The organism is Zooshikella harenae, assembly GCF_018837975.1.
Lineage (GTDB): Bacteria > Pseudomonadota > Gammaproteobacteria > Pseudomonadales > Zooshikellaceae > Zooshikella > Zooshikella harenae.
This window is the reverse complement of sequence record NZ_JAGSOY010000107.1, coordinates 1-10,238: the sequence shown is the minus strand read 5'-3', so window position 1 is coordinate 10,238 and position 10,238 is coordinate 1. Positions and strand designations below refer to the sequence as shown.

At 39.2% G+C, this 10,238-nt stretch carries 9 protein-coding genes and 1 pseudogene; 6 read left to right on the top strand and 4 right to left on the bottom strand.

Going from position 1 to position 10,238, the window contains the following annotated elements:
* Positions 1 to 460: 460 nt before the first annotated feature.
* Positions 461 to 901: an acetyltransferase gene (locus KCG35_RS22465; RefSeq protein ID WP_215822103.1), complete on the bottom strand. Its 441-nt coding sequence runs from the start codon at positions 899 to 901 to the stop codon at positions 461 to 463.
* A 204-nt stretch (positions 902 to 1,105) separates the two neighbouring features.
* Positions 1,106 to 2,335: a cyanate transporter gene (locus KCG35_RS22460; RefSeq protein WP_215822102.1), complete on the bottom strand. Its 1,230-nt coding sequence runs from the start codon at positions 2,333 to 2,335 to the stop codon at positions 1,106 to 1,108.
* Positions 2,336 to 2,529: 194 nt separating this feature from the next.
* Here KCG35_RS22460 and KCG35_RS22455 point away from each other — a divergent pair, with 194 nt between their 5' ends.
* From KCG35_RS22455 to KCG35_RS22440, 4 genes are all read left to right on the top strand, one after another.
* Positions 2,530 to 3,051 (top strand): MarR family winged helix-turn-helix transcriptional regulator, encoded by a 522-nt coding sequence (locus KCG35_RS22455; RefSeq protein WP_215822101.1) that lies wholly within the window; start codon positions 2,530 to 2,532, stop codon positions 3,049 to 3,051.
* A 476-nt stretch (positions 3,052 to 3,527) separates the two neighbouring features.
* The gene (locus KCG35_RS22450; protein ID WP_215822100.1) at positions 3,528 to 4,130 is read left to right on the top strand and encodes a DUF1326 domain-containing protein; all 603 of its coding nucleotides are present in this window, start codon (positions 3,528 to 3,530) and stop codon (positions 4,128 to 4,130) included.
* A gap of 168 nt (positions 4,131 to 4,298) precedes the next feature.
* Positions 4,299 to 5,072 (top strand): DUF2182 domain-containing protein, encoded by a 774-nt coding sequence (locus KCG35_RS22445; RefSeq protein ID WP_215822099.1) that lies wholly within the window; start codon positions 4,299 to 4,301, stop codon positions 5,070 to 5,072.
* Positions 5,073 to 5,128: 56 nt separating this feature from the next.
* Entirely contained in the window at positions 5,129 to 6,376 is a 1,248-nt protein-coding gene (locus KCG35_RS22440; RefSeq protein WP_215822098.1) for an MFS transporter, read from the top strand.
* Positions 6,377 to 6,423: 47 nt separating this feature from the next.
* Here KCG35_RS22440 and KCG35_RS22435 read toward each other — a convergent pair whose 3' ends face one another.
* Positions 6,424 to 7,329 carry a LysR substrate-binding domain-containing protein gene (locus KCG35_RS22435; protein WP_215822097.1) on the bottom strand — a complete coding sequence of 302 codons (906 nt, stop codon included), beginning with the start codon at positions 7,327 to 7,329 and terminating at the stop codon, positions 6,424 to 6,426.
* Between the two features lie 385 nt (positions 7,330 to 7,714).
* Here KCG35_RS22435 and focA point away from each other — a divergent pair, with 385 nt between their 5' ends.
* On the top strand, positions 7,715 to 9,190 hold the full coding sequence (gene focA, locus KCG35_RS22430; RefSeq protein WP_215822096.1) for a formate transporter FocA: 1,476 nt from the start codon (positions 7,715 to 7,717) through the stop codon (positions 9,188 to 9,190).
* Between the two features lie 77 nt (positions 9,191 to 9,267).
* Here the strand turns inward: focA and KCG35_RS22425 are convergent, their stop codons facing one another.
* A complete protein-coding gene (locus KCG35_RS22425) occupies positions 9,268 to 9,747 on the bottom strand; it encodes a GNAT family N-acetyltransferase (RefSeq protein WP_215822095.1) in 480 nt (159 codons plus the stop codon).
* 157 nt (positions 9,748 to 9,904) lie between these two features.
* Between KCG35_RS22425 and KCG35_RS22420 the strand changes: the two are divergent.
* A pseudogene (locus KCG35_RS22420) lies at positions 9,905 to 10,238 on the top strand (carotenoid oxygenase family protein); the annotation flags it as partial.

The window sequence follows — 10,238 nt, the reverse complement described above, 5'->3', positions numbered from 1 at the left end:
TAAGCAAAATTTATTTGTTTTCATGAAACCCGTCCTCTGTCTTTATCCCTTTTTTTAACGAAATCTAAATGTTACTCATGAAGGGACGTTAAAATGAATTGGCTATTTTGAAAAGCTAGATTAAGTTGGCCTGACTACCCAGGGAAAAAATGTATTATTGTTTCGATAAATGTTTGAAAGTGTGGCAGAAGCAGGGTAATCACATATAACTATAGATTTTTTAACAGAAATTTTTTAAAGCCCATTTGCTTAAAAGCTGGATAATGCCCTTTGAACACGTCATGAGTTCTTCCTGGAGGCTGTTGTTTGTCAAGATAGTTGCTGCATACTTGCGGCAAACAGTTCGACGTGCATTATCCATGTTATTGCGGTAAATCGAAATACGACAGCTGTTCATTTAATCATGAACCAATTTTATAGGTAATTGCCCTGGGTATATGTTTTATTTTGATGAAAAATATCACGCATAACTTACTTCCATATGTAACAATGGGAAAGGCTTGCCCATACCGTCTTTTTCTGAGCGTCCAATGACTTTAAAACCTAAGTGTTTATAAAAACCTACCGCTTGATCGTTTTGTTCATTGACATCAACTTTAGTCGTACCTAGTTCATGAAGTGCATAGGTGAGTAGTTTTTTACCTACACCTTTACCTCGATAGTCAGGGTCAATAAATAGCATTTCAATATTATTTTCGGCTGTACCTATAAATCCTAAAATTTGGTTATCAGTATTTTTGATACACTTGAGAATGACCTGAGGGAAAAACTGGTCCGCTAACATAGGTTTATAAAATAAAATATCTTGCTCTGTTAAAAAGTCATGTGTTGCTCTTACCGATGATTCCCAAACAGATACTAACTCAGAATAATCTTTTTGACTGGGAGTCGTTATTTCCATTGTTTAGCCTACTTCTAGAGTAATGTATTTTTATCCCCGCTCACTGAGGATATTCTATTGATAACTGCTTAATAAAGATATTTAAATAAGTATATTGACGTATATTATATGTTTGTAGCAGAGAATAAAAAAGTCCTGCGGCTAGGCGCAGGACAAGGGTTGCAGTAGTTATCTTGGAAACACGGTTTGCAACTAAAGGTGCTACTAGGCAACAGAAGGTGTTAAAGGTGCTTCAGACTCCTTTGGTTCAAGGTGGCGATGTGGATGGAATAGCATAGCAAGTACTAAACTAATTACACTACAAACGGCGAGTAGTAACCAGGCATTTGCAAAGCTTGTCATGACATCTCGTATAATGCCGGCAATCCATGGTGAAAATGCAGCAATAATATAGCCAATACCTTGGACAAAAGCCGTTAATTTACCTGCACTGACTGGGTTGCTGTGATGATCCATCGTGACAATTAATGACATTGGGAAGATGCCACCAATCGCTAAGCCTAAGAATCCGCTCCACAACCATAAGCCTTTCTCAGGAGCATAGGCTAAGCCTGCAAAGCCTATCATCATCATGAAACATAGCGTCATGATGACGGGGCGACGGTCTTTTTTGCGAGCAGCAATAATAGGGCAGATCAATCCTGAAACAACTTCTAGTGTGGTTAGAAAACTTAGGAGCCAGCCTGCATCTTTTTGCGTATAACCAAACTCGATTGCATAAGGGGATAGCCAAGCTAAAACACAGGTGTAAGCGGCTGTACCTAAACCAAAAAATAAGGCCAGTGTCCATGCACGATGTTGAGTCCAATAATTAATGGGTGCTGGTTGTTTGCCTTTAGCACTATGGAAATGAAAGTGCTTGTGATTAATTATCCACAAGACAAGTGCCACTATGCCCAATACACTCCAGCAGGCAAGACCCAATCGCCAATTGGTCGAAAAATTTTCAACATAAGGACTCCCTGCAGCGGCAATCGCTGCACCACCCATAATGGCTGTAATATAAAAACCCATTAAAACTGGTACCCTGGTAGGGAAGTTCGCTTTTATTAAAGCGGGCATTAGGGCTTGAATTAATGCGATACCTACCCCTGCTAAAAAGGCTGTAATGGTTAACATTAATGTTGAATCTACCCAGTAGCGTGCAGCTGTTGCTGCGCTCAGCAGAATAATTGAATACGTCAATAGTCGTGCTTCGCCAAGGCGTTTGGCTAAACTAAAGCCTGAAAAAATAGCCAGTCCCATAGTCAGTACGGGGAGCATGGTCAGTAGGGATGCTGCGCTAAAAGATAACTGAATATCAGCCTGAATAGAACCTAGCAGAGGGCCGATTGAGGCTAAACTGGGTCTTAAATTTAGACCAATGAGAATAATCGTCAGTAATATGATAAAACCCGCTGACCGAGGGTTATCAAGTGGTTGTTGTTTACTCATAAAGGTTGCTCCGGAAAATAGCTTTTCCATTAGCTATCTATCTTAATATGATATATCTTTATATAAAGATATTTTCCACTATAAAGCATAATCAGCTCTTGGTAAAGTATCTTTATATAAAGATACTTGCACAGTTTATAAGGTTTTAATTAAGATTTTGTTTTAGCAGTGAGTGATCTTGTAGAGGCAAATTGATGAAAAATAATAACTTACAAGCAGATGATATTGATCGGTTAGTCAGTCAGTGGCAACAACAAGGAGTATCAGATGACTTACTACCCATGGCGATTTATGGGCGGTTGACCCGAATTTATAAGCAGCTTGAGCGTGCTGTACAACAATGCCATGGTGCTTGTGGTTTAAAGCCTGGGGAGTTTGATGTATTGGCTACTTTAAGACGTTCTGGTGAGCCATTTTCACTCTCTCCAACACAGTTATATCAGTCTATGTTACTTAGCTCTGGTGCAATGACCAACCGACTAGATAAGCTGGAGGAGAAGGGGTTAATCGAACGGAGTCACTGTAGCGATGACCGACGTTCAGTGCTAGTAAAGTTAACTAATGAAGGAGAAGCGTTAATAGATGATGCTTTTCAGTGTCACTTATCGTTGCAGCGAGATTTTATTGCAAAACTTTCAACGAGTGATCAAGAGAGCTTGAATTCGCTGTTAAAGTGTTGGCTCGCAGAACTCAGTGATGAGCATAAAATAAGCTGAAACTTACTATGATAGGGTATGGCTTACTGGTTAAAAGAAAATAAAGACATAAAAAAACCTGCTATATTTAGCAGGTTTTTAGTTTAACCGTCCTAGTGGCTAGTCCTTTTAGCCAATCCTTTAACCTAAAGCTACTTAGGTTTCTTCGCTGAATATCCTGATTGCTTCCTTTCTCTAAGCTCCTGTGGCCTTCCTGACCCTCAGCGATTTGTTGAGTTCATGATGCTACAAATCAGGCTTAGAGCAAACAGCTAAATGCCTGTGTGAATTGTAGGAAATCTGCCATATTTATGTAAGCAAATCTTCATGAAGGGTGATGGACTGCTTTTAGTTCCAGTCTGTCTCTAAACATTAATTTAAGCCAACAGCCTGATGGCTATCATTCATATCTGTACACCAAGTCTTGAATTGTCATCAAACTTCTATATACCTTACGTAGGCGGTAGAACAACCAAACAAATATCATGGAGGATATCATGGGCTATAAGCTGGAAGGAAAGTTACTGGAAGTGTGCGACTGTAATATTTTGTGCCCGTGTTGGGTTGGAGAAGACCCTGATGGTGACACGTGTAATACTATTATTGCCTGGCACATTGATCAGGGGGCAGTGAATGGGCTAGATGTATCAGGGCTGACTGTTGCGGTTACTGCTCATATTCCAGGAAATATCATGGAAGGTAACTGGCGTGTTGTGATGTACGTCGATGACCAATCTTCAGAGCAGCAAGCGGATGCATTATTAAGTGTTTATAAGGGGGAGTTGGGTGGACCTGTAGCTGATCTTGTAAAACTGATTGGTGATGTAGTTGCTGTAGAACGGGCACCTATTGAATTTAAAGTGCTTGATGGTAAAGGGACTATCCGCATTGGTAGTGATATAAGTGCAGAGCTTCAACCTTTTGAAGGGCCAACAGGCACCTCCACATTATCTGATACGGTTTTTTCAACTGTACCCGGAGCACCTGCATATGTTGGTAAGGCTTCTGACTATAAGATGAAGCAGCCTTTACTAGGACTTGATATTGATATGCAGGGCCATAATGCCATTCAGGGACAATTTTTATTTGAAGCTCAATGAGGCTTCGATTTTTCATGAATGATTGAGTTAATTTAATTAACTGCATTACTGTACAACGTTATTTTTAGTCTCCTTTTGGTGTATACCCTAAAATGTGAACAATCGTTAGTAGACGTGAGGGTATACACAAAATCAAGCAAGTCTCACTTCACTGATAAGCTTAATAAAATGAAAGCAATCAAGTTTCAGCAGTCACTATTTATTCCTACAACGTTGTTATTAGTGGTTGTAGCGTGGTTAGTATTATTTTGGTGGGAGCAATCACCTTATAGCCACTATATTCTTCACGGACCTGCTGCTCATGGGATGCATCATCAGGTTGTTTCCTCTGCGGTTATACTTTATTTGTTGGGTTGGATGCTCATGTGTATTGCAATGATGCTGCCAACAACATTGCCTTTAATACAAATTGTTTACCGGATTTCTTCTGGTCACAGTGATCGTTGGTTACTAATAAGTATATTAATTGCAGGCTATTTATTAGTGTGGTTAGTTTTTGGGATTGTTGCCCACATTGGCCAGTGGTTAATCACTCAAAATTTATTTGGTTATGAATTTATGAGTAATAAAACCTGGTTACTCAGTGCGGGTTTGTTGATAATGGCTGGTGTGTTTCAATTTAGTTCACTGAAATATAAGTGCTTAGATAAATGTCGTACACCACTGAGTTTTGTCATGGGATACTGGCAAGGCCGACATCATTACCGGCAGGCGTGGCTATTAGGTTTACATCACGGAATTTATTGTGTGGGGTGTTGTTGGGCATTAATGCTTCTTATGTTTGCCGTAGGCACGGGAAGTGTATTTTGGATGCTTTTATTAGGTGCGATTATGGCTGTCGAAAAAAATGTAAGTTGGGGTAATAAAATAGCCAAACCTGTGGGAGTTATATTTTTGATGTGGGGGTGTGGCTTAGCGGTTAATAATTCATTTCTAGTTTAATTAAAACTACCTTAAAAACAGCGCTACACATTATTCTAATAAATAAGGATTTTTTAATGCCTATGCTTGAGCAAAGGACTGCTTATACACGAGTGATATCATCAAAGTGGACGTCGATAGGTATTTTAATTCTTTGTGAGGTTTTTGCTTTAACGCTGTGGTTTTCAGCGACCGCTATTGTACCGATTTTACGTAGTGAATATCAGTTAGGAGACTGGCAAGCATCTTTATTTAGCAGTGGTGTTGCTGTGGGGTTTGTGATAGGCACTTTGGTGAGTGCTTTATTAGGGTTGTCAGACCGCTTTGATCCCAGGCGTTTTTTCTCCGTTTCTGCATTAGTGGCTGCTGCGTGTAATGGCAGTATATTGCTTGTTGATCCTACATCCTGGTGGGTAATATTTTGTCGTTTTACGACGGGTATATGTATGGCTGGATTATACCCAGTAGGGATGAAAATTGCTGCGAGTTGGGCTGAAAAAGATACAGGGTTATTAATTGGATTGTTGGTTGGGGCATTAACATTGGGTTCAGCGTCGCCTCATTTGTTTAATGCTATAGGAGGTATTGATTGGCAACTTACTATTCAGGTAGCTTCTGTGTGCGCACTCATTGCTGGCGGCTTGATTCATTTTGTTGGATTAGGACCTCAACATAGTATTGCGTCAGTATTCCACTGGAAAATGGGTTTACGAGCTTGGCAGGATAAATCGCTTCGATTAGCCAATTTAGGTTACTTTGGTCATATGTGGGAGCTGTATGCTATGTGGGCATGGATAGGTGTTTTTTTTCATGCAAGTTTTAGTAAGCTAAATTTGGTCGAAGATATTGCTCGTTTCTATGCGAATACAGCTACATTTCTAGTGATTGCGGCAGGTGCTTTAGGTTGTTTATTGGGTGGGTTATTTGCTGATAAGTTAGGTAGAACAACGCTCACTATTTTAGCAATGTTAATTAGTGGTAGTTGTGCTTTGTTGGTTGGTTTTTTATTTGGAGGGAACCCATGGTTGTTAACAGCACTTTGCATTGTATGGGGTGTTGCTATTGTAGCTGATTCTGCCCAGTTTTCTTCTTGCATTGTGGAACTATCAGAACCAGCTTATCGTGGGACTATGTTGACTGTTCAAACATCTGTTGGTTTTCTTTTAACATTGGTTACTATCCATTTGCTTCCCTTGTGGGTTGATTATACAAGCTGGCATTATGCATTTGCATTTTTAGCGATAGGACCTTTTTTAGGTGTTGTTGCAATGTGGCGCTTACGTTTGCATCCCGATGCAATTAAATTGGCGCATGGCAAGCGTTAATTTTAATCAATAATATTGAAGAGGATAATCACAATAATTTTTTAGCATTACAATACACTGGGTCTACTTTTCATCATTCTAAGACCTTCACGTTTAAGGCACTCGGCTAATGGGTTTTCAACCATATCGATACGCCATATAAATGATAATGTTCGTTCCATATTAAGCTCTGGAACATTGAGTGCAACAAGTTGCCCTCGTTCAATAAATTGCTCAACATCCAAATAAGGTAGGCAGGTAAGATAAGGCCCATTCGCAACCATGCTGCGCAATACAGGGACGTGTTCGTATTCTCGCCAGACATCAAGATCTGTTATCAAATGGTGAATAGAGCTATCAAAAACTTTTCGAGTGCCTGAGCCATGTTCACGCAATACCCATTTTGCTTGTTCCAGTTGGGCTAAGCTAACCTGCTTGCATTGGGCAAAAGGATGATGAGAAGCGGCTACAACGGTTAAATGGTCTCGGCACCAAACTTCTTGAGCTATACGGTTATCATCACAGCGGCCTTCTATAATACCTAAGTCGTATTGATAGTCGAGAATACCATTAATAATACTATCAGTACTTTGAACGCCTAGGGTGATTCGAATTTTTGGAAAGTCATTATCAATAATACTGATAAGGTCTGGTACAAGGTGCTCAGCAGGAGTTTGACTGGCACCAAGCTTGATTTCACCACTGAAGAGGTGCTGCCCATGAAAACCATACTCAATTTGCTGTGCGTCTTGTAAGAGTTTTTTGGCCTTAGGTCTTAGCCACATCCCCCAGTGCGTAAGCGCCATCATCTTTCCTTGTCGTTCAAATAGAGGGTGTCCCAGAATTTTCTCAAGCTGGGCGAGGGACATACTGGTAGCGGACTGGGTGAGTGACAACTTTTCTGCTGCTTGGCTGACACTACCTGAATCTGCAACAGCATCAAATACTGCTAATTGCTTTAATGAATAACGCACGTTCTTACCTTAAACGTAAATATACCCTTCACGAATCATTTTTAGGGTTTGTTGTCAGCGTTCTTCACCCCAGTCACTTATTAATATAAGCTCCTGAGGCTTCATCACTTGACGGCCGCCCCTAAAAACCCTTCGTTATGGGTATATATAGCTAGCCTTTTGCAAAGCGTATATTTTGAAAGGCTTTCAAATAAAAAAGTTTACATTCTATTGTACACGCAATTTTGTCTCTATCAATAATGTTTATGTAACGCCTAAGAATTATGAATTTTACTGGAAGTAAAATACTTCGTAACCTTAATGAAGGCCTTCAGATCTAGCAGCTGCTGACTTAGTGCAATGTTTTAAAGGAGATATGTTATGTATAGATGGGAGAGAAGTATCTATGTCAGTACCTAGCTCATTATCTAAACAATATTATTCACCACCTGAAATGATGGGCGAAGCTGAAAAATATGCGTTAAGTAAAACGAGTAAAAGCACAACAATGTGCATTTGTCTGGCGATTATGGCTGGACTATTTATTGGTTTGGCTTTTCTCTTTTATATTACTGTAACAACAGGTAGTTCTGACCAGGTGGGGTGGGGGTTAAGTCATCTTGCCGGTGGATTGGCATTTAGTCTGGGGCTAATTTTAATTGTTATTTGTGGGGGGGAACTTTTTACTAGCACGGTTTTGTCTAGTATTGCAGTAGCCAATAAACAAATTTCATTTAAAAAAATGCTTTCTATTTGGGGCAAGGTTTATTTTGGCAATTTTATTGGTGCATCTTTACTTTTAATTCTGGTATCGGCTGCATGTCTTTACCAAATGGATCATGGGCAGTGGGGCGTGAACGCATTAATGATTGCACAACATAAGCTGCATCATACACCTATCCAGGCTTTTGCATTGGGTGTGTTATGTAATCTTCTGGTGTGTCTTGCGATATGGATGAGCTTTAGTGCTACAAATGCTTTGACGAAAGCTTTTATGGTGATTTTGCCAGTCGCTATGTTTGTTAGTAGCGGTTTTGAGCACTGTGTAGCTAATATGTTTATGGTACCGTTGGGCATCAGTATTCAAAGCATAGCGCCTCCTGAATTTTGGGCTCAAGTAGGTTTAAGCCCAGACCAATTCGCCGATTTAAATTGGATGCAATTTATTTCTGCCAACTTAATTCCTGTCACATTAGGCAATATTGTTGGCGGGGCTGTATTAGTGGGCTTGTCGAACTGGTTTATTTATCGACAAACTCAATATAAAACTGTAACCGTATATTCCAATGTTTCAGTAATAAAGACCCAATCTACGCAAAAACTGCCCGCAAAGGAGATCTCTGTGATGAGCACAAAACAAACCGTTAAATCGATACTACAGCATTCTGTTTTTTCACTTAAAGTAGATATGCCTACAGCTGTTGCGATAGATAAATTATTAGAGTGCGATTTAGAAGGTGCACCTGTTGTTAATAACGAGGGTCAACTAGTAGGCTTTTTTTCAATACACAATGTACTGGTTGATCTATGGTGTCAGGGTTATATTCCTGTTGAAAACCAGAAAGTTGTCGACTTAATGAGCAGGGATATAATGGCGATTAATGCCAATGATTCATTAGTTGATCTAGTAGAGTTTATGTGTATTGATAAGGAAAAATTATTTCCTGTCACAGACAGTGGAATAGCGACACATTTATCTACGTTATCTTTAGAAGAGCGGGCTAAACAAATGAACGTTGCTCGGCCACATATATTACCTGTGGTTGAAGAGGGTAAATTAATTGGTTTGATCACTCTAGCTGATGTTGCGAGGGCTCTTCGCCCTGTCTATGGAGAAAGCTTAAACAGTACTTGTAAAGACACTAGTCTAGAAACTGCATAATTATAAACACTAGGCCCTCTATTGCAGCATTTAATAGAGGGCATTTGTTTTATATGACAAATAGTAAAAAGAAGTTATCAATCAACTCTTGCCATTAAAAAAACATCTACGTATTCACCATCTCTAAAAGCAAATGATTTTGCTGTTCCTTCAATGTTAAAGCCAAGTTTTTTGTATAAACTAATTGCTGGTTTATTATCGGTATACACGTCTAATTCGATACGTTTTACGGCTAACCATTTAGTAGCAAGGTCAATTGCTGCACTTAAAAGCGCAGAACCTGTGCCTTTATTTTGAAAAGTTTCACTGACCGCCATGCCTATAGTAGCCACATATTTTCGGCGAGGAGATGGGTTTATTTTTAAGCCAAGCTGACCAGTTATTTCTCCATCAATTTCTGCAACTAAACTATATATGCCGTTATCAGGTTGTGTTAAACGTTTTTCCCAAAGTGCTTCTGAAGGTTGGAGTGTACCGCTAACACAAGAGGGTTGTTCATATATTGTCTTAATTGCTTTAATATCAGCTGGTTCACTATGTCTTATTGTTATTTCCATACTTATACTCCTTAATAAGGATATCACTTACCCTTACGTTTTTTATATCTAAAATATAGTGAAACTGTCAAATTCTATTTAATAGAAATGTCACTGTCTTTTAGCCTTAAGTCTGGAGTTCGCACTATAGTTAGTATTTAAACTAAAGGGATTTTTTATGAAAAGAAGGGATTTTGTCAAAGCATCGACTATGGCTGCGTTTCTACCCAAAACTGCATTATCTAATAATATTTTACAGTCTGATTCTTCATTTCCTGACTCGATTATGAAGGGTGACTTAAATGCTTCTTCTGGTCAAATGGATATTATTATGGGGACTTTACCAGAGAATGTTTATGGTCATGTATTTGTTGCAGAGGGTATTCCATTAGAAAAAAATCATTTGACTCCTGGTGGGAAAGGCGCTTTGACCCGAGTTGATTTTAAACCTGACTCAGTTCATTTTGTTCGAAAAATGATTGAAACGCCTTCAGCTATAGTACAAAAATTTA

What these genes read in the sequence shown, in the direction of transcription:
- KCG35_RS22465 (WP_215822103.1), bottom strand. Translation starts at nt 901, where the DNA reads ATGGAAATAACGACTCCCAGTCAAAAAGATTATTCTGAGTTAGTATCT.
- KCG35_RS22460 (WP_215822102.1), bottom strand. Translation starts at nt 2,335, where the DNA reads ATGAGTAAACAACAACCACTTGATAACCCTCGGTCAGCGGGTTTTATC.
- KCG35_RS22455 (WP_215822101.1), top strand. Translation starts at nt 2,530, where the DNA reads ATGAAAAATAATAACTTACAAGCAGATGATATTGATCGGTTAGTCAGT.
- KCG35_RS22450 (WP_215822100.1), top strand. Translation starts at nt 3,528, where the DNA reads ATGGGCTATAAGCTGGAAGGAAAGTTACTGGAAGTGTGCGACTGTAAT.
- KCG35_RS22445 (WP_215822099.1), top strand. Translation starts at nt 4,299, where the DNA reads ATGAAAGCAATCAAGTTTCAGCAGTCACTATTTATTCCTACAACGTTG.
- KCG35_RS22440 (WP_215822098.1), top strand. Translation starts at nt 5,129, where the DNA reads ATGCCTATGCTTGAGCAAAGGACTGCTTATACACGAGTGATATCATCA.
- focA (WP_215822096.1), top strand. Translation starts at nt 7,715, where the DNA reads ATGTCAGTACCTAGCTCATTATCTAAACAATATTATTCACCACCTGAA.
- KCG35_RS22425 (WP_215822095.1), bottom strand. Translation starts at nt 9,747, where the DNA reads ATGGAAATAACAATAAGACATAGTGAACCAGCTGATATTAAAGCAATT.